A 22,624-nucleotide genomic window follows, 5' to 3' on the forward strand; every position below is an offset into this window, starting at 1 on the left:
ATTATCCTTTGAAACGTTTTAGCATAAAAAGCGGAACGACGACCGATAAACGTTCGCTCCATCGAGGATGCGGGAGCGTCAACCGTGAATCGTTGCGTCGAAGACGATCGAAAAATATTATATCCAAATCAAGCGTTCTTGGTCCATTTTTAAAGCGTCTCACGCGTTTAAATCGTTTCTCTACATGTAAAAGCATCGTAAGCAACGCTTTAACATGTAAAGAAGTCTCTACGAGCATTACCGCATTGTGAAAATCGTTTTGTTCGTAATAGCCAAAAGGCGGATTTTGCAAAACGGGCGAACTCTCTTGGATACGCAAGCGCGGATCGTTTATAAAAAACCGATAGAGGTTGCGAAAACGTTTTTTAACATCTCCCTCATTGCCTCCGATACCGATCAATGCTTCGTATTTAAACCGTTTGGGCAAAGACGAACGCATCGGAAAAAAACGGATTTTTTCTAATTTCACCCCAGAACCTCAGCGCCGTTTGCTCGTACGACGATCGTATCTTCGATACGCACGCCAAACTCTCCGGGCAAATAAATCCCCGGCTCGATCGTAAATACCATATTTTCTTCGATGATCGAGGAGGAACGTGCTCCGATCACGGGCAGTTCGTGAATGTCCAATCCCACGCCGTGCCCCGTAGAATGCACGAAATACGCTCCAAAGCCCGCTTTTTCGATAACGTCGCGCGCGGCTTTGTCGATCTCTTTGGCTTGAATGCCCGCACGTACCGCCTTAAGTGCGGCTTCTTGGGCAAACAAGACGGTATCGTACACTTTTTGTCGGCGTGCATCGTTGAAACGTTGCTCTTTTTCAAAGCCGAAATGTTCGTTAAAATAGCTCGTACGCGTACGATCGGAACAGTAGCGTCGGTATTTTACGCCCGCATCGAGCAACACGAGTTCGCCGTGTTCTAAACGCTTACCGGTAGGAAGCGCATGCGGTTTGGCGGCATTTTCGCCGAATGCAACGATCGGATCGAAACTCAGCCCCAACGCACCCTCGTTTTTAAAAATCGCTTCGGCTTCGAAAAAGGCACGTTTTTCATCGAGTCCTTCATGCGTTTTTAAAAACTCCCCAAAGCGCGCAAACGCCTCTTTGCCGTACCGTGCCGCTTGTTTTAAAAGCGCCAACTCGGCTTCGCTTTTCACGATACGTTTTTCTTGCGAGAAATTGGCTTTTCGTTGAAAATGGACGTTCAATGTGGAGCTAAGACGCTCATAAGCGTCCACGCTCCATTCGCTGGGATTGTAGACCAAACGTGAAATGCCGCTTTTTCGTACCAGCAAACGAACCGTTTTCAACAAATCGCGTCTGTCGCCTAAAACAACCTCGGCATTTTGAATCGCCTGCGTTGCTTCGGTCGTATAACGTGCATCGGTAATGAAAAACGCTTCACTGCCGAGTTTCAGAAAAATCGCGTTATCGCACGAAAAACCGCATTCGAAATACTGTGCGTTTTCGTCTTTGAGGATATAATTCATTTACGCTTTGGCTTGTCCGGCGGCTTGCGCTTTGCGAAGCGCGTCGAGTTCGCCTAACATTTGCATCATCGAGATCATGGCAAGGTGATAGCCAAAAGGTCCAAAACCGCTGATTTGTCCCGTACAAACCGCTGCGGTCATACTTTTTTGACGAAACTCTTCTCTACGGTAGATATTGCTGATATGCACTTCGATCGCGGGAAGCGAAACCGCACTGATCGCATCGCGAATCGCGATAGAGGTGTGCGTATACGCCGCCGGATTGATGATGATACCGTCGGCATCGCCCAAACACTCTTGGATCTTATCGACGATTTCGCCTTCCAAGTTGGATTGAAAAAATTCGATCTCAAAATTATTTTGTTTGGCGACCGCTTCCATTTGCGTATGAATTTCTTCTAATTTCATCGCACCGTAAACGTTTGGTTCGCGGTAACCGAGCATATTGAGATTAGGACCTTGAATCACGACTATTTTCATGAATAACCTTTATTAAAAATTTGTTCTTATTATATCAGCGGTTAGTTTAGGATACAATTACGCGATTTTATTCGCATTTCACTCAACGCAAAAGAACGCAGAACACGCCTTTAGAGCTAAGCTCTAAAACGAAGTTTCCGTGAAAAGCTACGTTAACACTGGGTTTTGCCAGACGCAATGCCCGCGCACCCTTCGGTGCTTTGTTATCTTTGTCACGCTTTTAAAGCTAAGCTCTAAAAGCTACGTTAACACTAGGTTTTGCTCGGCGCAATGCCCGCGCACCCTTCGGTGCTTTTTTATCTTTGTCACGCCTTTAGAGCTAAGCTCTAAAAGCTACGTTAACACTGGGTTTTGCCAGACGCAATGCCCGCGCACCCTTCGGTGCTTTTTCTTACGAAAAGGTATTTTGTAGGAAGTTGAATACTCTTCTTTGGAAGAACATAAAGGAAAAACGTGAAGTTATTGATTGCCGATTTCGTCCTAACATGTAACGCGACGTTTGAGATCATCGAAAAAGGCGGCGTCGTTTTCGACGAAACGATTATCGACATAGGACAAAGCGATGCGCTTCAAGCGCGTTATCCGGACGCTACGCTGATTCAAACGCCGCCGCATAGCATTATTTTGCCGGGTTTGATTAACGCCCATGTGCATTTAGAGTTTAGCGCCAACCGTACGATGCTTCGTTACGGCGACTTTATTCCGTGGCTTCAATCCGTCATTCAACACCGCGAAGAGCTCAGCGCACTCGCAACGCACGAACACATCGCCGCCGCGCTTCGCGAAATGCTTCAAAGCGGAACGACGACCTTAGGTGCCATCAGCAGTTTCGGAGCCGATTTACACGCTTGCGTACAAACGCCCCAACGCGTCGTTTATTTCAATGAAATTTTAGGCTCCGCTCCTAGTGCGGTCGATGCGATGTACGCAGACTTTGCGAGTCGTTTTGAGGATTCGAAAGCCCATGCGGGCAATCGTTTTATTCCGGCTATTTCGGTTCATTCGCCCTATTCGACGCATCCGATTTTGGCGAAAAAAGCCTTGCAAAAAGCACGCGAAGAGGGGTGCGTCGTTTCGACGCATTTTATGGAAAGCCTTGCCGAGCGTGCTTGGCTCGATAACGCCGAGGGGGATTTTCAACCCTTTTTAAGCGCGTTTAATCCCCACGCAAAACCGATGTGCGATGCCTTAGAATACCTTGCCCTGTTTGAAAACGTTCCGACGCTCTTTACCCATGCGGTTTATGCCGATACCGAAGAGCTGCACGCCCTTTCCGATCAAAAAGCAACGCTCACGCATTGCCCCGTTTCCAATCGTCTTTTGGGCGCAGGCAAACTTGACATCGCCAAAGTGCTTGCCGCAAAAATAAACCTTACCTTAGGCACAGACGGACTCAGCTCCAACACCTCGCTTAGCCTTTGGGACGAGATGCGAAGTGCTTTGATGATGCATTACGAGCGCGATCTTACGACCTTGGCAAAACTGCTCTTGCAAAGCGTGACATGTAACGCGGCAAACGCCTTAAAACTTCCGTGCGGATCGCTTGAAAAAGACCGCTATGCCGACCTTGTCGTCGCAACGCTTCCGCAAGCGTGCGACCGAGAAACGCTGATCGTACAAACGCTCCTACACACCCGTCGCATGGAAGCGATTTATATTCACGGAGAAGCCTTATGTTAAACCTACTCAAAAAACCCTTTATCGTCTTAGGTGCGATTTTAAACTACGTTCAAACCCACTTTAAAACCGTCGTCTTACTCTTAATCGTCGCATGGATCGTCGTCTCGCAAGAGGAGATCAAAGAGCCGAACCTTGCGATCGTCAAAATCGAAGGCGAAATCTTAAACATCGACGAAATTTTGGATACGATCGAAAAAGCCGAAGAAAACGACCAAATCAAAGGCGTACTCTTACATGTCGACTCTCCCGGCGGCGCACTTGCTCCTTCCATCGAACTCTCGTTAGCGGTTAAGCGATTGGCGGAGAAAAAACCCGTCGTCGCGTACGCGGCGGGAAGCATGACCAGCGGCAGCTATTACGCTTCGATTTGGTCGAACACCATTATCGCCAATCCGGGTGCCTTTATCGGCTCGATCGGCGTACTTTTCCAAGCACCCAACGTCGCCGAATTGGCTAAAAAACTAGGTATTTCGGAGCAGATTATTACCGCCGGCGAATACAAACAAATGGGAACGTTTACCAGAGAGTGGACGCCTAAAGAGAAAGAAGCACTCAAAGGTCTGATCGGCGATGCATACGACCTTTTCGTCAAAGACGTAGCAACCGCGCGCGGGCTGAACCTTGCGAAACCCGACGAATTTGCGAACGCACAGGTTTTTATCGCCTCTAAAGCCTTAAACGTTCACCTCATCGACGAAATAGGTTCAGCACAAGAGGCGAAAAAGAGGGTTGAAGCTTTGGCGAACGTCGCGCATCCCGTTTGGGAAAAACCCGACCCGATGGACAAGTGGATGAAAAAACTCGAAAGCTCGACCAAGTTTCCGCTTCTCAATTTAACCGGGTATCTTAAATGACAAAAGCCTTATTGTCGACGCAACTTCTCCAAACGGCGTACGTCTTTTTAGGCGCATTATCGATGGCGTTTGGCGTCGTATGCTTTCTCTCCCCTAACGGTGTGATTACCGGAGGGGGCATCGGTATTGCTTTGATTTTGCACTTTTTCATCACGCAACTCACGTTAGGAACGCTGATCGTATGCGTGAGCATTCCTTTTATCGTTTTAGGGTACGTCTATTTCGGCAAACTCTATTTTCTAAAAACCTTGGTCGCGCTTTTTGCAACCTCTTTTTTTACCGATCTTTTTCGCGAAGCCTTACACCTCAAACCGCTGAGCGACGATTTATTGCTTGCGGCGGTATTTGGGGGTATTTTTATCGGTCTTGGCGTAGGCTTGATTATCAAAGGACGTTCTTCGACCGGAAGCACCTCCGTTGTGGGAGAAATCGTCGCGCAAAAGACGAAGTTCAAAGCTGCCGAAGTGCTTTTGAGCATCGATCTTTCGATTATGATCGTCTATATTTTTGCTTACGGCGATATTTCAAGAGCCCTTTACAGTATGTTCGGCGTGTACGTCACGACCAAAGTGATCGATACGATCATTACGGGTCGTCCGTCTAAAAAAGTCGTCAAAATCATCTCTAACAACGTTGAAATCCTCACCGAGCAGATTCGAGATCGCATCGAAGAGCACGGTACGATCTTTACGGGAACGGGATTGCATCATGAAAAGCAGATCAAAACGATGATTTTACTGTCCGTCGAAGCCTCGAAAATTCAACTCTTAAAAGATATTATCCGTGAATACGATCCCGAAGCGTTTCTGATCATTTCCGAGGCAAGCGAATTTTTAGGTAGAGACTAACGCGCTACAACGTCAAAGAAAATTTAACGATGGCAAAGCCTCCGAAAATCAACCATACAAATAAAATCGTCGCTAAATAGACCGGCTTCATACCCACGTTTTTAAACTTGCTCGCATTGGTTTCCATGCCCAAAGCACTCATCGCCATGGTCAACAAAAACGTGTCCAAGGCGTTGATCGTATCGACGACATGTAAGGGCAGAAGATGCAGCGAATTAAACCCCGCAACGACGATAAACAAAACCGCAAACCACGGTATCGTAATCTTAGTTTTGGTTTTGTAAATCGACTTGGAGGCACGCGTTAGCCAAAGTCCCAAAAGAATCAAAAACGGCGCCAACAACATAACGCGTATCATCTTAACGATCACGGCACTTTGCGACGTTTCATCGCCGATGGCATTTCCGGCGGCAACAACGTGCGCAACTTCATGCAAAGTTCCTCCTACGTAAATACCCATTTCGGAGGGACTCAAAGGCACAAACCCGGCACGGTACAAAAAGGGGTACAAAAACATCGCTATCGTTCCAAACACGACGACCGTGGAAACGGCAATCGTGCTTTTATACGCTTCGGCTTTGACGACGGGCTCGGTTGCCAGAACCGCCGCCGCTCCGCAAATGGAACTGCCCGCCGCGGTCAAAATCGTCGTCTCCTTATCGAGTTTTAGCAGTTTCGTCCCGACCAGATAACCGATGATAAACGTCAATGAAACGACCAATACGCTCGTAACGACGCCCGCCAAACCGACTTCGAGGATATTTTGAAACGTCAAACGAAAACCGTAAAAAACGATCCCCGTACGTAAAATCGTTTTAGTCGAAAATAAAATACCCGCAACCCACTCCTGCGGCAACTTGGAACGCAAGGTGTTAGCATAGAGCATTCCGAGCACAATGCCCACGATCAACGGGCTTAAACCCAAATGTTTAAACAGCTCAAACTCGCTCAAGTACGTAGCACTCGTCGCAAAAAGCGCGACAAACAAGATACCGCTTAGGGTATGAGACCGATTTTCTTTACGAAACATTCCGCTTCCTTCTAAAAATTTCAACCATTATAGGAGCTTTTTATTCATAAACAAAATAAATTAAATTTGCTATAATCATTAATATTTTAAATCAATTTTGTGTAAAAACGATTGGGTACGCCCTAGACTTCGCGCTAGCACATCATTCCTAACGCGTAAAAAGCGTTTGACGCTAATTTTGAAGAAAGAAAGAAAATGACGCTCAAAGAACTCTCTTTTTTTTACCGTTTATGCGAAGAGCCCCATTTTTCCAGAACGGCGCAAAAGTTAAACATCACGCAATCGGCACTCTCCTTAGCGATCAAATCGCTTGAGCACGACATCGGCGAACCTCTCTTCGATCGCATCGGGAAAAAGTTGGTTTTAAGCGAAACGGGAAGACTTTTTAAAGAGCTAACCTACCCTGCTTTTACGGCACTTTTAGAGGCTCAGAGTTTGTTTAGCGGCAATGCGCTTTTGGGTATTTTGAAAATCGCTTCGAGCAAAACTATCGGCGATTATTTGACGCCCCGCATCGTGTTTGATTTTCTACTGTACCATGAAAACGTACGCATTCACAAAGAGATTCATAATTCGGCAACGATCATTCAGATGGTTAAAAACGGCATCATCGATATAGGATTTATCGAATCGGCATGCGATGAACGCGAAATCGTCAAAGAGACGATCGGCTATGACGAACTCATCGTCGTCACCGGCGATGGCGCATTGGCAAATCGGTGCGTCTACATCGACGAATTATTCGAAAAAAAGTGGATTTTACGGGAAAAAGGATCGGGTACGCGCGAAGTTTTTTTAGAAGCATTAGGGGAGATTGCGCGTTCTTTGCCCGTCTTCACGGAATTTAGCGAATTTGAGGAGGCGAAAACCCTTCTGTTACACTCTGCGGATATTATGACGTGTGTCTCGCGCGTCGTCGTCGAAAAAGAGCTTCAACGTCGCGAACTCTTTGAAGTTCAGCTCAAAAACGTCTCGATTCGTCGTCCGTTTTACCTGATTTACCACAAAGACAAGTACCAAAGCAAACTTTTGAGTACGTTTAAAACGCATGTCCTAAACGTACTCCGTCCTTCTTAAATTAACACGCGTTTTGGCGACGATAGTCGATAATCTCTTCGATAGAGACGATCGGGAAACCGCTTTTGCGCGCAAAAGCGCGTACGTCTTCTCCTTTGGTCATCGTGCCGTCCGGATTGGTCAGCTCGCACAACACCGCATAAGGCGAAAGTCCCGCTAAACGCATCAAATCTACCGAAGCTTCGGTATGACCGTCCCGTTCCAGCACGCCGCCTTCTTTGGCGCGAAGCGGAAAAACATGCCCCGGAGAGACAATTTTGGTTTTACCGTTTGGATGAATTGCGGCTTGAATCGTTCTCAGACGATCTTTGGCACTCACGCCCGTACTGACGTCTTCTTTGGCTTCGATGGAGACGGTAAAGCCGGTGTGAAATTTGGATTGGTTGTGCGCGACCATCATCGGCAGTTCCAACGCATCCACTTTTTCGGGAGGTAAACACAAACAGACGATTCCGCTGCATTCGCGAATCAGCAACGCCGTTTGTTCCAACGTTAGCGTTTCGGCATGAAAGATAACGTCGGCTTCGTCTTCACGATCGTTTCGGTCGGTAACGATAACGCCGCTACGGTTGCGTAACGCTTCCAAAGCGTTCGAGAGGGAGGTAGGCGCGACAAAACGCGCGCAAGGTTGATTCATGGGTTACTCCTAAGAAAATGAGTAAACTTACCAGAATCAGGGCATGTTTAATACTTAGAGACACGACCTTGTCATACAACAATGGTAATAAAGGACTCTATTCTCTCTCATCCGGACTGTAACCGTTGGTTTTGGAGTTGCACCAAATCTGCTTGACCCTTCACATTCTTACATGTAAAGGCGCTCGCGGACTCTCTTACATGTAAGATTACCGCCAGTAGGGAATCGCACCCTGCCCTGAGAAATAAGTTTCGTTGAAATCATACAACCGATTGGCTTAATTAAAAACGCTTTTTAAGACTATTCACGATACCCGAACTTATCACCAACGCCAATCCGATAAAATAAACGGGTAAAATCGGCTCGTCAAATACCGCGATGAGAAAACTTGCCGACAAAACGGGCGTGATAAAAATAAAAGGAGCGACAAACGATGCATCGGCGTTTTGCAGCGCCTTAATCCAAAAGAGATACGAAATGCCGTTTAAAAAAACACCGTTAACGGCGATAAAGAGCCACTCTTGTGCCGTGGGAAACGTAAAGCTTGAAAACGTCTCCATCGAAATAAACGAATACACCACCGCCGTGAAAAAGTAGACGCTCACGGCATTGGTTAGATTGATGCTCACTTTTTTACTGAGCACCGAAAAAAGCGCGAACGAAAAAGCACCGATTAAAACGGTGATAATGACGCCGATATTACCAAAATCGACTTGCGCCAAATCGCCTTTGGTAATGACGATCGCCACGCCCGCAAACCCCAAAATCAACGAAACGATCTTAGCCAATCCGAGACGTTCTTTCAAAATAAAGAGCGACAAAAGTACGATAAAAATCGGCCATGTGTATTGCATGACCAAGACTTCCAAACCGTTGGCTCTTTCGTAACCGAAATAGAGCAACAAATAAAACAAGAAGTCTAAAAAACCAAGACCCAATAGCGCAAGATACGTTTTAGCCGAATATTTGAGCAATTCATGCGTTCTTCGGCGATACGTAGCCACCGCCAAAAGCGATAAAAACGACACGACGCTGGAGTAAAAAAGGTACTGATGATGATCGAGTCTGGATTGGGAAAGTTTGGCAAACGTCGGGATCATCGACCATAAAAAAATACAAAGTGCCACATAAAAGATGCCCTGCGCTTTTTTGGAAAGCGGTTTCATTCACGTCCTTTTTGAAAAATTTTATTATAACGTGTTCTTTCAAAATTGCTATAATTACGTAAAAAGAGCCATAATGAACGATCTTATCGCCAAACTCCCCAAAGCCGAACTTCACCTTCACATCGAAGGCACCTTAGAGCCCGAACTCCTGTTTACGTTGGCTCAAAAAAACAACGTCGTTATCCCTTACCCCAGTGTTGAAGCGGTGAAAAAAGCTTACCGTTTTACCTCGTTGCAGTCGTTTTTGGACATCTATTACGCGGGAGCGGCGGTACTTATCGGCGAGTCTGATTTTTTTGAGCTGACGTGGGCGTACCTTCTTAAATGCCAAGAGCAAAACGTCTTACATGTAGAGATTTTTTTCGATCCGCAAACCCACACCGCCCGCGGTATCGCGTTTGAAACCGTCATAAGAGGCATTACCCGTGCGTTAGAGCGCGCCGAAGCGGAGTTGGGTATCAGCTCGTATCTCATCATGTGCTTTTTACGCCATTTAAGCGAAGAATCGGCGTTTGAAACGCTTCAAGCATCCCTTCCGTTCAAAGAGAAGATTATCGGCGTAGGACTCGATTCCAGCGAAGTGGGACACCCGCCTTCCAAATTTAAGCGTCTCTTTGAAGCCTGCGCAAAAGAAGGCTACGCCATCGTCGCGCACGCCGGCGAAGAGGGAGATAGTGGCTATATCTGGGAAGCGATTCGATTATTACATGTGAACCGTATCGATCACGGCATTCGCTGCGACGAAGACGACTCGTTGGTCGCTTACCTTAAGGCGCACCGCATTCCCTTAACCGTCTGCCCGCTTTCCAACGTCAAACTTCGCGCGGTGGACGACATGAAAAACCATAACATTCTCAAGCTTTTGCGTGAGGGGCTTTTGGTCACGGTCAATTCGGACGATCCGGCATATTTTGGCGGCTATGTCAACGAAAACTACGAAGCCTTGGTACAAAGCTTACATGTCAGTCCCGAAGAGCTCAAAACTTTGGCGAAAAATTCGTTTGAAGCCTCGTTTTTACCGCAAGAACGCAAAGAGTATTTTTACCGATACATCGACGCGCTTTGAGGAATACTCCTTGCACTCTTCTTGCATGACATGTAAGGAGTTAATGATGGACGAAAAAGAGCTTAAAAAAGAGTTGGCGCGTCTGAAGCGCATTGCGGTAGAAATTGCCGGAGAGATTCACGACATCGTCGAAGATACCTTATGGGTCAAGTACGAAGAACTGCCGATTCTCTCGGCTAAGGTCGTCGAAGCGGTCAAAGAAGCTGAAGCGTTTAAAAAAACTTACGGACTCTAAAAGGCTACGAAGAAAAAACCTTCGTAGCCAAATGATTACTCTACCAGACGCTTGCCCGGAGAGTCTTGGTATTCCGCGTCCGATTCGCTCGGATTGGGGATACGTTTGCCTAAAACCGCCGCCGTGATCTGCATTGCGACCTCTTCGACCGCCATATCGACGACTTCATCGGCAGGAATGTAATCTCGTGCGTCAAACGTTTTGGATCCTTTGCCCGTAAAGGTTCGAGCGAATACCGACGTTCCGTCGCTTGCACGCGTAATCTTGATATTGATCTTACATGTAGCGTTAATTGCATAACGTCGATGCGTACCGTCGGGAACTTTACGAATACCGCCCAATTGCATTTTCACAATATCGCCGGTTAAGACATAATCTCCCGCGCGTTTAGCAATCGCCTTTTTAGCCGCTTCTTCCGACGTTTTGGCACTCATATATTCGGGATTTCGCGTGCCCAGTTTCACACCGCCTTCGCTCAAAGCCGATTCGATCATACCGGTCAATTTTTCCGAGTCGAAACTCTTCTCGACAATCACTTTATCGGTGCTCGCGTGAAATTCGCTCTCGTCTTTGGACTTGAGATCGTATTTGCCGTCGAAACTCCCTTTGGATTGGGCACTTGCGCTTCCGCTGTAATAGCCCTCGCGATAATTCGCATCGTAGGAAGCGGAGCCCTTTTCATGGGCATAACCTTTGAGCGACGACTCGGCTCTTGCGTATTCGTCATAAAACTCGCGCGTCACTTGATACGTATAACGCAAAGGCATTACCACGACGCTTTTGTCAAACGGAACCACCTGAGCATACGCTAAGCATTCCGCCAGCAAAAGAGCTACCACTATTTTTAGGCTAAATCGTTTCATACGTTACCAACCTAAAGAGGGTTTTTTGCTAACCTTACGAATCTCTTTTTCGTCTTCCCACAAAATCTCGCTGCTTTGAGGGTCAACCAACTGCAACATAATACTGTAGTAATTGTCTTGGACGTTTGCGTTGGCTTTTTTAATCGAGCGAACGGTTCCCGTAATCACGTAATCAAAATCCGTCATTGCTTTGACGTTCTTTTTCTTCGTCGAAGTCTCTAAGAAATCTCGTGCCTCGTTGACTTGTCCCAAGTTGGCGCTGTCCGCAACAAAGCGAACCGAACCGGATTTAAGAAGTTTCGATCGAATTTTCTCGGTAATCGCACGCGTATCGATATGCTCGTAACTTTGGTTTCTAACTTCCATCAAACGCACTTTCGGAGGCTGTTGCGCTTTCGCAATGTAGCGAACTTCCAAAAGCGATTGTGCCATCATTTCGGCCGTTGCTTGAAGATCGGTCGAACCGAAATCTGCCGTGACCGTTTCAACCGCTTTGGCATCGCCGTACGCAACGTTGCTATCGCCGCCGTCTACTTTTCCTGCTCCTCCGGTCGTGGCACATCCGGAAAATAATAATGCGGCTACCGCCGCGCTACCGATAATTTTTGAAATAGAACCCATAGGCGTACTCCTTATTTTTTGGTTGAAATAATTAATTTATAATCAACGATAGAAGGTATTGTAGCAGCTTCTACCACTTTAATCTTTTGATTTCCGATGACGGTTTTCGGTCTCCAGCTGGTCGTCTCTTTGAGTTGACCGTACTGATCGTACCATTCGACTTGGTACACGAAATCGCGTTTTTCACCGTTATCCGCATTGATAAACTCTGCCATCAATTTCAAAAAACCGTTCTCTTTAAACAACTTAATATCACTGACGAGTACGTCCATATCGTCAACGTAATTGACTTTATCGACGCTAAGTGCTTTATTGCGTTCCATCACGGCATCGCGTTGCATTTGCGAATTTTGATTGGCGCATCCGCCGAGCATTAAAAGAGCGATCGCACTCAAAGCCAACGATTTAATATTCAACATGATCGACCTCCACGTTTTGACTAGAAAGATACGAAACGAGAATCAAAGAGCCGTTTTTGGTCTCCTGAGGGATTTGAACACCGAACTCTTGACCTCCCAGTTTCACGATGACAGTATCGCCTTTTTTCGCTGAAACTTTCGATAAGTATCCGGAGTTAGGAAGCATCTCCCAGTTTCGATAACTTTGCTCCATCGTGCTTGACGTAACGTCCATCAAAATCGACGCCGCCAAACCGCCGAGCAAGCCGCCGTGATCGGACGCTTGTTTGGCTACGACGCCTTTGGTCGTCGCACGAACGACTGATTTCATAATTTCCAAAGGAAGCTCGTCTTTGAGCGTTTTATACGCCATTTTGTCCGTTTTTAAAAGTCTAGGAGAAGCACTCTCGCCCATCAACGGCGAATAGATATTGACGTAAGAAATATCGTCTTTGGGGTGTTTGAGCGAAGGAAGGTCTAGCACCGTATAATAATTTAAACTCGGTAAGGGAAAGCGAATCTTGTCGATACTTTGCACCGGCGCTTGTCCCGTAAACGTTACGACGTAAACATCTACCGTATCGGGTGTTGCTTTTTGTTTGGAAGGTGCAAACACCGTAGACGCTTCCGGAGAGAGTGCTACCGCTCTTTTTTGGCTGATTTCGGAGTATTGCGTGTCGTTGGAGATGCGACTGACGACGGCACTTAGAGCATACGAAAAAGCATCTTGATAGTTGTTTGCCATCGCTCTCACGTCGGGGTCTTGTAACATTTCGCCCATCGAATAGCCTGCGGGAATTTGATCGGTATTGGGATTGCCCTTAACCTCTTCTTTCTTTTTTTGCGTTTCGGAGAGTTTTTCTTCGGACTCTTTGAGCCAGAATTCTTGACGTTTTTCCATTTTACGCATTTCAACCGTCGCGCCCTCAAAATTGCCCAGCATCGCATAGTTAAGCCCGTTTAACGTATGCATCAGCGTTCGCTCGTACCCTTTGCCGTAGTACGTTTCCGCACCTTTAGAGAACAACAACGATCCCATACCCGCTCCGACGTTTCGCATGCTTACTTCCGCGCGCGCTTCGTACTCGTCTAAAATCGCCTCGGCTTTACCGAAAGCTTCGATCGATTTTTCATATTGTTTATTGCTTTGATACAAGCGTCCCAAGTTCAACCAATGCCACATTTCACTTTGTGCCGAGGTATCTTTTTCCATCTGTTCGATGGTTTTAGCGACCGTCTCTTTTTGATTTGCCCCCGCTTGTAACTGTTGCGTCGACACCGCCGGCGTACATCCCGTTAAGAAGAAAAATGCGACAACACTACTGATGATACCCAATGCCCCAAAACGATTCATAGCAATCCTTTTTATGGAAGATAAATAATCTGCAAAACATTAAACCTTTACACCGTAAAAATTTGCCTATCATAGGCAAAAAATATTTAAATTTTTATTATTAGAGTAAGAAAAGAATCGAACGCTATACGACCGCATTGTAACCTACTATCGTTACGTTTTGCGTTATAAAAAAGGTGCCGATCTATACGTCGATCGCAAAGAAGGTTACAGGTCTAAAGGTCGTTTGCTTAAAGCTTGGGCTAGAAGGATTGTCGAGGGGGTTTGGAGTTCAAATACCTCGTCGATTTCAATGGTTTCGAGTGCTACTTTTTTACCCTTTCGGACGATTTGCGCATAACACTCTTTTTGCTCGCGTTTGGGCTCTTTTGCACTAAACGCATTGCGATACGTCACAAGAAGTTGTTCGTGCGTGCTCAGATTTTGGCGCGTTTGAAAGACGAGGCGTTCGAGTAGACCTTGACGCGCATACGCTTTTTCGCGCAATAAACGTTCGAAACGTTCGTTTAATTGCCCTTGCAATAAAGCGATCTCGCTTTTCCATAATGCCATTTTACGATCGATAGAGTGTTGATGAAACAACTCTTGAAGCCGCGTTAACGCAAGAACTTTCGTATGCACTAAACGTTCGACCAAACGTTCGTAGTGTTGCGCCGTGTCGTCTAAGCGCTGGAGCATTTCGATTTGATCGGGAAGCAACATCTCCATCGCCGCAGAAGGCGTGGGAGCGCGAACGTCCGCTACAAAATCGCTAATTACATAGTCGATTTCATGCCCGACCGCGGAGACGATCGGCGTTTGACATGTAAAGATAGCATCGGCGACGATCTCTTCGTTAAACGCCCACAAATCTTCGATACTACCGCCGCCGCGCGCGATGATAATCACGTCTACGTTTAAGCGATCGGCTTTGGCAATATTCTCCGCAATGCTTAACTTGGCATTTTCGCCTTGCACCAAGGTATCCAAAAGCGTTATGTTCACGAGCGGCCAGCGTTTTTGAGCGACTTTGAGCATATCTTGGAGGGCAGCCCCCGTCGCCGACGTCACTAACGCGACACGTTCGACGAATTTGGGAAGCCTCTTTTTTCGCTCCGCATCAAAATAGCCTTTGGCGGAAAGTTTTGCTTTGAGTTGTTCGTATGCTTTGGCAAGCGCACCGCTACCGGCGGGCTCCATGCTAAGGCAATTGATTTGGTACGTTCCTCTGGGAGAAAAAACCGATAATGCGCCGTGAACGATCACCGCCATACCCTCTTCGAGCTGAAATTTGAGGGCTTTGGCGTTGCCTTTGAACATCACGCAAGCAATCGCGGAATCGGCGTCTTTAAGCGTAAAGTAAAGATGCCCCGAGCTGTGGTACGTTGCCCTTGAAATTTCTCCCTCGACGCTAACATGTAAGAACGTCGCTTCCAAAAGCGACTTGATCTGGTTGTTGAGGCTTGAGACGCTTTGCGTTTGACTCATCGTTTTCGAGCAATAACCAAAGTCGAAATATCCATCGAAAAACTTTTGCAAAATTCGGTTTCAAATCCCGCATCGTCCAGCTCTTTTTGGAGCATACTTGCGGTTAAAAAACCTTCGATGGAGTTAGGAAGGTATTCGTACGCCGCTTTATTTTTGGAGATAAGTCCGCCTAAAATCGGCAAAATTTTCGTGAGGTAAAAATCTTTAATCGTAAAAAACAAGCCTTTTTTATCGTCTTTCGTAAACTCCAAAATCACAACGTAGCCGCCTTGTTTGAGCACCCTCTCAAACTCTCTAAAAGCTTCTTGACGTTTCATCACGTTGCGAATACCGTAACTGATGCTTACAATATCCGCGCTTTCGTTTGCTAAAGGCAATGCCGTCGCTTCGGAGATAAAAAACTCGAATTCCGGAAATTTTTGCTTCCCGACGTCACTCATTCCCACAGAAGGATCGACGCCCACGATTTTGCCGATCTTACGGTCTGCTTTAGTCGCTTGTTTTGACCAATAGCCCATCATATCGCCTGTTCCGCATGCGACGTCGACGATAAGTTCGATAGGTTTGTTATAGCGTTTAAACGTTTCGTCGCACGCTTTTTTGCGCCACTGAATATCGATCCCCATGCTTAAAACACGGTTTGCCCTGTCGTACGTACCTGCGATCTCATCGAACATTTGAACGATTTTTTGCTGTTTAGTGTCGGTATTTTCCAAAAATGAATCCTCTTAAGGCGAACATAAAAAGAATATTGTAGCGAATGAAGTTTTAGATAGCCTTAGCGTATCGCTTTTTTGAGGCGTTTTACCAGTGCATTGGGCTCTTTTTTGACCATTTTTTTGATGAAAAAGAGTAGAGGTTGATTGCCTTTTTTTTGGAGAAAAAAGTCGCTTTTTTCCGTTAAAAGCGTCTGTATATCCCATAAAAAAGCCTGATAAGCAGAGCTTTGCATACGATCTAACAGTGCCGTACGCTCTTTACATGTCAAAACACCCAAGACGTTTTGCAAACGATCGATCATCGCCGTATCGAATAAGAAACGGGAAATTTTAAGCAGCATCGCGATACGTTTGAGTTGCCGATACGTTTTTTTAAGTGCGTCGCCTTCATCGTCGAGCAAGGCTTGCACCGCATTTTTTAAACGTAAAGTTTCATGGTAAAGAAGCACTTTAAACACTTTTTGGGCACTCATCCCGCCCATAAACGTAAAGTCCATCGAAACGTCCGCCAATCTATCGCATTTGGCAAAAACCGTCTGTTCGTCAAAATCATACTCTTCGGGAAAACCGAAAAGCTTTACAAAGCGGTTTTTATAGCGCCGATCGTTCGTGACGTCGCGTAGAATATGCAAAGCGGCATCTTCGTTCAATACCGCAAGCGTCGCTTCGTCGTCATAACGTACGCCTAAAACACCGAATGTCGCATACGTGTCGCAATAAAATTGATCGATATTTTTTTTATATGGAGTCGAAGTGCTCTGCAAATAGCCAAGCACTTCATGGGGGTGTTCAATCAGGTATTTTTTTTTCCAAAACGACTTTTTCACAAAGTACGCTTTTAAAACTGTTTTTCCATGACGGGAATTACCTGTTTTTTACGGCTTAAAACGCCCTCCACCCACATCTCATGGTTCACAAGTTTGGTGTTAAACGCGTTTTCGATTTTGCTTTCGTCGTCGCTTACGACTAAAAATTGAGAGCCTTCGATCATGATGTCGGTTAAGAGCAGCATCACGGTATGGCGATGACCTTCGTGTTTATACGCCTTCATATCGGCAAAAAGTGCCTCTTTCATCTCGTCGAATACTTTTAAATCTACGACTTCAAGTTGACCGATGCCGATTTTATGACCGCCCATATCAAAATCTTTAAAATCACGCAATAGGAGCGTACGAGGGCTTGCTCCTTTGACCGCGGATTTGACTAAAAACATCTCCATTCCAAGGGCTTTGAAATCTTCCACGCCCGCAATATGCGCCAACTCTTTTACCGCTTTGGTGTCCGCTTTGGTACATGTGGGTGATTTAAACAAAACCGTATCGCTCAAAATTGCCAGCATCATAGCACCCGCAATATTTTTCGGAATGTCGATTTTATAGTGGTCATACATCTCTTTAACGATCGTATTCGTACAACCCACCGGACGAATCCAACACTCAAGCGGCGTGGAAGTCGTAATGTCTCCGAGTTTGTGATGATCGACAATGCCTAAAATATTCGTCTCTTTGAGATTGTGCGGTGCTTGTGCAAGATCGGAATAGTCGGTAATGTAAAGGTTGTCGCCTGAAAAATCGTTCTTTAAAAGAGGTTTTTCAAGTCCGAACGTTTTTAAAATAAACTCCGTCTCGGGGCTAATTTCGCCTTGGCGTGCCGGCGTACAAGCTTCGCCGAGTTCGGTTTTAAGGTACGAGAGTGAAATCGCCGATACGATCGAATCGGAATCGGGATTGATGTGTCCGCATGCATACGTTTGCATTCAAATTTCCTTTGGTCTTTTTACATGTAATTATAGCCGATTCGTCTTTACTTGCACAAGAGGCTCGCAACTTTAGGGACGATCTTGCCTCGGATCGTGACCGTGCGGTGATTCGGATCTTCGTTGCTCGGGCTGATGCATAGGCGCACGATGTTCTTCGCGATCATGATACGAAGGTCCTGAAGGCGTTTCCACATGACCTTGATGCACCCCATTTGATTCAGTCCTTCTTGGCATCTCTTCGCGTTGATGTTCACGGGGCGGTAAAGGTCGTGGCGCATATTCGCGATGCGGCGGTTGGACGACAATCGGACGAGGTCTAACGACGTAATAACGATTTTCCTCGTAATGCACGGGCGGTACGTAGCGATAAACGATGTCATGATGACGGCGCAACTCCATAAACGGCGGCGCATAAACGGGAATGTCTAAATAAAGTGCCATATCGTCCCAATGCGAAAAACGTCTTTCACGGTACAGACGCAACACGTAACGCGGGTCTTTGTTAGAGAGTTCCGCCAAACGAAAAATCATATACGCATCCGCCGGCTCGTAGACGCTATCCAAAATAGAGACGACTTCGGCTTCGTTGTAGCCGAAGCGATCCATCAAACCGTAACGATAGGCGTACGGATCGGAATGCGAACGCAAATTTAAAGTGACAACCCAATCAAAATCCGCCGCACAAAGCGTTTGCGACGGCAGTGTTAACGCCGTTAAGACCGACAAAACTATCCATAAATAGCGTTTCATTTATTTCCCTTTCTAGGATTCTTTCGCGCTATTATGCTACAAAAACGTGAATTGAGCGTGAAATTCCCCTCTTTTTCTCACGCTTGAGCGTTATAATCTTGCGTACGAATTAAAAATTTACATAAAAATTACTTTTGTTACTTATAATAGCGGCAAAAGAAGGGCTTTAGAAAGGAAATTTGATGTTACGCCATCCCTCAAAAATTATTACGAGTGCAACCAGCTATTTTATGCACCAATACACTAAGCACTATTTAAACGTCGACAATCCTTCCAAAGGATTGCCGTTGCCTCCGGAAAACAAACCTTACTTACTCTACGTTCACGTACCGTTTTGTTCGATGTTTTGTCCTTACTGTTCTTTCAACAAATTTACCTATACGAAAGAAGCGGCAAGCGTTTACTTTCAACACTTGCGCCAAGAGATCTTACATGTCAAATCGTTAGGGTACGATTTTGATTATTTGGTGATCGGCGGAGGTACGCCGCTTATCGACGAAGATGAACTGATCAAAACGATCGAGCTGATTAAAACGCAGTTCAATATTCAACACGTCTCGTGCGAAAGCGATCCTAACCATATCAAGCCGAAAACCGTTTTACGCTTAGACGGGCTCATCGATCGCCTCTCTATCGGCGTACAAACCTTCGACGACACGCTTCTTAAAAAACTCGGTCGTTTTGAAAAATTCGGCTCCGGCGAAGAGGTGTACCGCAAAATCGAATCGATGCTCGGCATTTTACCGATTACGAGCGTCGATTTGATCTTTAATTTTCCCGAACAAAGCGAAGCCGGACTCGTTCGAGATTTGGAACTTCTTAAAAAACTCTCTCCGGAACAAACGAGCGTTTATCCGTTAATGACCTCATCGTTGGTCAAAAACAGCGTGCGTAAAAGCCTCGGAGAATTTAGTATGGCGCATGAAATGGCTTTCTTTAAAACGATTAAAAAGCAGCTCAAAACCGCCTATCCTTCACGTCACGGTTGGTCGTTTTCCAAAGAGCAAGACGCGATCATCGACGAATACATCATCGATCACGAAGAGTACGTCGGCGTGGGCTCGGGTTCGTTTAGCTTTTTAAAAGATACACTTTACTTAAACGAGTTTGCGCTCGACCAATACTCCGCACATATTCAAAACCGCAACAGTGCCGTGATTAAAGAAAAAACCTTTCCTCAAAACTCGCAAATGTACTACCGCCTTATGGTCGATCTTTTCAACGGCAAACTTTCCAAGAGAAAATTTCACAGTATGTTCGGCGTCGAGATCGAAGAGGCGTTGGGCAAAGAGCTGATGTTGCTTCGTTTGGCAAAAACCGTCGTCGAAGACGAGCATACGATCAAAACGACGGAATTTGGCGACTACCTCTTTTTGGTCTTAATGAAAGAGTTTTACATGGGTATGGATCGTATCCGCAACAATGCGCGAAAGAATCTTATCCTTTAAACGACGCCAAGGAGAGGCTTTCGCTCCACGTTAAGACGAAAAAGCCGACATATTCGCCGTTAATATCGACTATTGGCGTGTAAAGCACGTAACTGTCTCCCATTTTCATATAGCCCGTGCCTTGAAAATTGGCACTTTTGATAAAATGAAGCCCGTTGGTTGATTGATTGACGATCGTGTAATTATCGAGCCTAAGATTTGGAGCATACTCCGAAGCATTGGCGATATCGGCGTATTCGTTTTTCATCAAAACGTACAGCTCCACGCCGTCTTTTTTGAAATAACGGCTCATATCTTTAAAATCCACAACCGTTTCGATCGTTCCGACATACTCTTCTTGGTTAAAAACCGGAGCGATCGCACGCATAAACATACCGTTGCGTCCGATCTCAATCCCTTTAATAGAACGTTTGGTCGCTTTAACTTTTTCAAGCGCATGGCGAAAAGCACTTAAATCGTCGTTACTTTCATTGCGATAGTCCCATAAGCGCATAAAACTTTTGAACTCTTTGGTGTGCAAGTGTAAGCGTGCGTTTTCAAACACGCCCGAGAGAGCCATCGTATTTTTAATGTCGAGCAAATAATCCAAACACTGCGTTCGATCTTGGTTTTGAAGGCAACCGATCACGTGAGGGCTTTTGGCTAAAATAACCGAGCTCGCCAACGAGACGTGCGTCGTCTCTTCGATCTTGTTGTGTAACGTCAAAAGCAGCGCGTCCATCTGTTTTTTAAGGGTTTCGTCCTCTTCGAACGAAATCGATTTGTTGTATAAAAAAAGCAAGCAGAGCCCAAAAAAGAGCATTACCAATGCGCTGAGGAAAAAGCGTTTTTCTTTCATCATGTCAAACCCTTTTGTTCGTTTTCAACTTTATCGAGCCATTTTTGGTGATCGAGCTTAAAAACGTAGGTAAAGCGCGATCCTTGATTCTCGTACGATTCGATATCGATATCGACGTCGTTTTTATTGCATATATTTTGAACGATATTGAGTCCTAAGCCAAAGCCGCCTTGCACGCCGTCTTCTCTTTCAAAACGCTCAAAAACTTTATAGAGGTCTTTAATGCCTTGCCCGTGATCGATAAAGCTCAAAATACAACTGCTTTCGTCTTTACGGTGAAGGTATATTTCGACGATGCCTTGAAAAAACGAATACTTAATCGCATTGGAAAGCGTATTATCAAGAATGCGTTGCAGTTCGACCTTACTGATAAAAATCATCATCGCCTCTTCGATCTCGTACTTTAAAACGATGGATTTCGAGCGTGCAATATCTTCGAAAAATGCGATGCGTAACCCGAGGTATTCCGAAAGGTTGATCGGCTCTTTCGCATACACCACTTTTTTGTGTTTAATATAATATTCCACGTCTTCGTACGTCATTTGCATCTGTTTCGTTGCCGCTTTAATGCGCTGAAGGTGTTTGGAAGAGGTTACGTAATTGGAGAGCAACTCGACGTTAATGTTAATGACGCCCAAAGGCGTTTTGAGTTCATGCATCGAATCGTTAAAAAAGTCGTTCATATAGCGTTGCATCCGCTGATACGGATAGATGCTCGAATGCACGAAGACGTTGCTTAGAAGGTAAATCAAAAACAAAACGATAAAAAAAAGCATCGTCGTCACAAAAATAATCTTGGCATAATTGAGCTTGGTTTGAACCACTACGAAAAAAAGCCCTCTATCGTCGGTTTGTACCGCTTTTTGGTAGTACAAAAACGGATACACCACGCGTATCTTAAATTGCACGTCCTCTAAGGTCGCTTCGATACCTCGGTACAAAAGCGTATGCGTTTCATCGTAAATATTGAGGTGAAACCGTACGCTACGCGGAATATCAAACTCTTCTTTGGCAAAAATGCTTTTTTCGTGCGTTGCGACCCATTCGAAAAGCTCTTGCGAAGCTTTGTATTTTTCTTCCGTCACCGTACTTTGAATCGCAAAAAAACTCGGAACGCAAAAAAGTGCCATGACGATTAACGTATAAAGCCAAACCGAACGAAACGGATTAAGCGTCAACATCGATTTTATACCCCAAACCGCGCGAGGATTTGATGAATGCTTCGACGCCTACTTTGAGTCTGATCTTGCGAATGTACATTCGAATGTCGGCATAACTGATCTCTTTGCCTTCCCAAACGTTTTCGCGCAGGGTCTCGATATCGCAGAACGTATTTTTACGTCGAATTAAAAAACGCACCAACTCTTGTTCTTTGGAACTTAAGATAATCGTTTGATCGTCTTTCTTGATTTCGCCCGTTTCGAAATTGAAACAAAGACCGCATGCCAGCTTAAACACCCCTTCGTTTCCGGTTTGGTAGTGCTTTTTAATCAGCTCTTTAACACGAAGCTCCAACTCTTTGAGCTCAAAAGGTTTTTTGAGATAATCGTTACAGCCAAGCTCATAGCCGATTGCGATATTGTCGATATCTACCAAAGAGGTAATGATGATAATCGGCGTGGTAATCTTGGCTTCTTTGATGTATTTGATCAGTTCGTGACCGTTGAGCTTAGGAACTTTCACGTCCAACAAAAACAGATAATAGGTTTTTTGCATAATCGCGTCCAAAGCACTCTCTCCGTCGAAAAAGGCATCGACTTCATAGCCCAAAAACTCCAAATACTCTTTAATGCTTTCGTTGTAATTGTAGTCGTCTTCGAGCAATAAAAGTTTCATGATCGTC

General features: G+C 45.5%; 25 protein-coding genes and 1 riboswitch. Of the genes, 7 read left to right on the plus strand and 18 right to left on the minus strand.

The window, feature by feature from the left end:
• Position 1 precedes the first annotated feature (1 nt).
• From folK to aroQ, 3 genes are read right to left on the minus strand one after another with little or no spacing between them, the layout of a single operon-like run.
• Entirely contained in the window at positions 2 to 469 is a 468-nt protein-coding gene (folK, locus tag NL930_RS11755; protein ID WP_039672051.1) for a 2-amino-4-hydroxy-6-hydroxymethyldihydropteridine diphosphokinase, read from the minus strand.
• The gene (locus tag NL930_RS11760) at positions 466 to 1,491 is read right to left on the minus strand and encodes a M24 family metallopeptidase (protein ID WP_039672050.1); all 1,026 of its coding nucleotides are present in this window, start codon (positions 1,489 to 1,491) and stop codon (positions 466 to 468) included. Before NL930_RS11760 ends, folK begins: the two co-directional genes overlap by 4 nt.
• A complete protein-coding gene (gene aroQ / locus NL930_RS11765) occupies positions 1,492 to 1,971 on the minus strand; it encodes a type II 3-dehydroquinate dehydratase (RefSeq protein ID WP_039672049.1) in 480 nt (159 codons plus the stop codon).
• A gap of 453 nt (positions 1,972 to 2,424) precedes the next feature.
• On the opposite strand from aroQ, the gene NL930_RS11770 reads away from it, so the two are divergent.
• The 3 genes from NL930_RS11770 to NL930_RS11780 are packed head-to-tail and all read left to right on the plus strand — an operon-like array spanning position 2,425 to position 5,353.
• Positions 2,425 to 3,651: a metal-dependent hydrolase gene (locus tag NL930_RS11770; protein ID WP_254376795.1), complete on the plus strand. Its 1,227-nt coding sequence runs from the start codon at positions 2,425 to 2,427 to the stop codon at positions 3,649 to 3,651.
• Positions 3,645 to 4,505 (plus strand): signal peptide peptidase SppA, encoded by an 861-nt coding sequence (gene sppA / locus NL930_RS11775; RefSeq protein ID WP_254376796.1) that lies wholly within the window; start codon positions 3,645 to 3,647, stop codon positions 4,503 to 4,505. The genes NL930_RS11770 and sppA overlap by 7 nt, the downstream gene beginning before the upstream one ends.
• Positions 4,502 to 5,353: a YitT family protein gene (locus tag NL930_RS11780; RefSeq protein ID WP_254376797.1), complete on the plus strand. Its 852-nt coding sequence runs from the start codon at positions 4,502 to 4,504 to the stop codon at positions 5,351 to 5,353. Before sppA ends, NL930_RS11780 begins: the two co-directional genes overlap by 4 nt.
• 4 nt (positions 5,354 to 5,357) lie before the next feature.
• Here NL930_RS11780 and NL930_RS11785 read toward each other — a convergent pair whose 3' ends face one another.
• Positions 5,358 to 6,383: a YeiH family protein gene (locus NL930_RS11785; protein ID WP_039672046.1), complete on the minus strand. Its 1,026-nt coding sequence runs from the start codon at positions 6,381 to 6,383 to the stop codon at positions 5,358 to 5,360.
• Between the two features lie 195 nt (positions 6,384 to 6,578).
• Here NL930_RS11785 and NL930_RS11790 point away from each other — a divergent pair, with 195 nt between their 5' ends.
• Positions 6,579 to 7,460 (plus strand): LysR family transcriptional regulator, encoded by an 882-nt coding sequence (locus NL930_RS11790; protein ID WP_254376798.1) that lies wholly within the window; start codon positions 6,579 to 6,581, stop codon positions 7,458 to 7,460.
• Position 7,461: 1 nt separating this feature from the next.
• Here the strand turns inward: NL930_RS11790 and ribB are convergent, their stop codons facing one another.
• The gene (ribB, locus tag NL930_RS11795) at positions 7,462 to 8,097 is read right to left on the minus strand and encodes a 3,4-dihydroxy-2-butanone-4-phosphate synthase (protein WP_060826722.1); all 636 of its coding nucleotides are present in this window, start codon (positions 8,095 to 8,097) and stop codon (positions 7,462 to 7,464) included.
• A 95-nt stretch (positions 8,098 to 8,192) separates the two neighbouring features.
• Positions 8,193 to 8,346, minus strand: a riboswitch (FMN riboswitch).
• 32 nt (positions 8,347 to 8,378) lie between these two features.
• On the minus strand, positions 8,379 to 9,263 hold the full coding sequence (locus tag NL930_RS11800; RefSeq protein ID WP_254376799.1) for a DMT family transporter: 885 nt from the start codon (positions 9,261 to 9,263) through the stop codon (positions 8,379 to 8,381).
• Between the two features lie 73 nt (positions 9,264 to 9,336).
• Here NL930_RS11800 and NL930_RS11805 point away from each other — a divergent pair, with 73 nt between their 5' ends.
• Entirely contained in the window at positions 9,337 to 10,329 is a 993-nt protein-coding gene (locus tag NL930_RS11805; RefSeq protein ID WP_254376800.1) for an adenosine deaminase, read from the plus strand.
• Positions 10,330 to 10,375: 46 nt separating this feature from the next.
• Entirely contained in the window at positions 10,376 to 10,564 is a 189-nt protein-coding gene (locus NL930_RS11810) for a CCE_0567 family metalloprotein (RefSeq protein WP_039672040.1), read from the plus strand.
• Positions 10,565 to 10,599: 35 nt separating this feature from the next.
• Here the strand turns inward: NL930_RS11810 and NL930_RS11815 are convergent, their stop codons facing one another.
• The 9 genes from NL930_RS11815 to NL930_RS11855 all read right to left on the minus strand — a co-directional run bounded on the left by NL930_RS11815 (position 10,600) and on the right by NL930_RS11855 (position 18,495).
• On the minus strand, positions 10,600 to 11,427 hold the full coding sequence (locus NL930_RS11815) for a hypothetical protein (protein WP_254376801.1): 828 nt from the start codon (positions 11,425 to 11,427) through the stop codon (positions 10,600 to 10,602).
• Positions 11,428 to 11,430: 3 nt separating this feature from the next.
• Positions 11,431 to 12,048: a penicillin-binding protein activator LpoB gene (locus NL930_RS11820; protein WP_254376802.1), complete on the minus strand. Its 618-nt coding sequence runs from the start codon at positions 12,046 to 12,048 to the stop codon at positions 11,431 to 11,433.
• Positions 12,049 to 12,059: 11 nt separating this feature from the next.
• Positions 12,060 to 12,467 carry a DUF1425 domain-containing protein gene (locus NL930_RS11825; protein WP_039672036.1) on the minus strand — a complete coding sequence of 136 codons (408 nt, stop codon included), beginning with the start codon at positions 12,465 to 12,467 and terminating at the stop codon, positions 12,060 to 12,062.
• Positions 12,454 to 13,800: a COG3014 family protein gene (locus NL930_RS11830; protein WP_041963558.1), complete on the minus strand. Its 1,347-nt coding sequence runs from the start codon at positions 13,798 to 13,800 to the stop codon at positions 12,454 to 12,456. Before NL930_RS11830 ends, NL930_RS11825 begins: the two co-directional genes overlap by 14 nt.
• A 207-nt stretch (positions 13,801 to 14,007) precedes the next feature.
• A complete protein-coding gene (xseA, locus tag NL930_RS11835) occupies positions 14,008 to 15,267 on the minus strand; it encodes an exodeoxyribonuclease VII large subunit (protein WP_254376803.1) in 1,260 nt (419 codons plus the stop codon).
• The gene (ubiE, locus tag NL930_RS11840) at positions 15,264 to 15,983 is read right to left on the minus strand and encodes a bifunctional demethylmenaquinone methyltransferase/2-methoxy-6-polyprenyl-1,4-benzoquinol methylase UbiE (RefSeq protein WP_256497255.1); all 720 of its coding nucleotides are present in this window, start codon (positions 15,981 to 15,983) and stop codon (positions 15,264 to 15,266) included. The genes xseA and ubiE overlap by 4 nt, the downstream gene beginning before the upstream one ends.
• 62 nt (positions 15,984 to 16,045) lie before the next feature.
• Positions 16,046 to 16,813, minus strand: a complete 768-nt coding sequence (locus NL930_RS11845) for a hypothetical protein (protein ID WP_039672032.1) — start codon at positions 16,811 to 16,813, stop codon at positions 16,046 to 16,048.
• 11 nt (positions 16,814 to 16,824) lie between these two features.
• The gene (locus NL930_RS11850) at positions 16,825 to 17,742 is read right to left on the minus strand and encodes a manganese-dependent inorganic pyrophosphatase (RefSeq protein WP_254376804.1); all 918 of its coding nucleotides are present in this window, start codon (positions 17,740 to 17,742) and stop codon (positions 16,825 to 16,827) included.
• A gap of 72 nt (positions 17,743 to 17,814) precedes the next feature.
• The gene (locus tag NL930_RS11855; RefSeq protein WP_254376805.1) at positions 17,815 to 18,495 is read right to left on the minus strand and encodes a hypothetical protein; all 681 of its coding nucleotides are present in this window, start codon (positions 18,493 to 18,495) and stop codon (positions 17,815 to 17,817) included.
• Positions 18,496 to 18,677: 182 nt separating this feature from the next.
• On the opposite strand from NL930_RS11855, the gene NL930_RS11860 reads away from it, so the two are divergent.
• Positions 18,678 to 19,943: a coproporphyrinogen III oxidase family protein gene (locus NL930_RS11860; RefSeq protein ID WP_254376806.1), complete on the plus strand. Its 1,266-nt coding sequence runs from the start codon at positions 18,678 to 18,680 to the stop codon at positions 19,941 to 19,943.
• On the opposite strand, the gene NL930_RS11865 is transcribed toward NL930_RS11860, so the two are convergent.
• The 3 genes from NL930_RS11865 to NL930_RS11875 are packed head-to-tail and all read right to left on the minus strand — an operon-like array spanning position 19,933 to position 22,617.
• Positions 19,933 to 20,784, minus strand: a complete 852-nt coding sequence (locus NL930_RS11865; protein ID WP_254376807.1) for a cache domain-containing protein — start codon at positions 20,782 to 20,784, stop codon at positions 19,933 to 19,935. The two genes, NL930_RS11860 and NL930_RS11865, sit on opposite strands and share 11 nt — an antisense overlap.
• Positions 20,781 to 21,962 carry a HAMP domain-containing sensor histidine kinase gene (locus tag NL930_RS11870; protein ID WP_254376808.1) on the minus strand — a complete coding sequence of 394 codons (1,182 nt, stop codon included), beginning with the start codon at positions 21,960 to 21,962 and terminating at the stop codon, positions 20,781 to 20,783. The genes NL930_RS11865 and NL930_RS11870 overlap by 4 nt, the downstream gene beginning before the upstream one ends.
• A complete protein-coding gene (locus NL930_RS11875; RefSeq protein ID WP_041963547.1) occupies positions 21,949 to 22,617 on the minus strand; it encodes a response regulator transcription factor in 669 nt (222 codons plus the stop codon). Before NL930_RS11875 ends, NL930_RS11870 begins: the two co-directional genes overlap by 14 nt.
• Between the last annotated feature and the right edge of the window lie 7 nt (positions 22,618 to 22,624).

This window comes from Sulfurospirillum sp. hDNRA2, from assembly GCF_024206095.2.
GTDB lineage: Bacteria > Campylobacterota > Campylobacteria > Campylobacterales > Sulfurospirillaceae > Sulfurospirillum.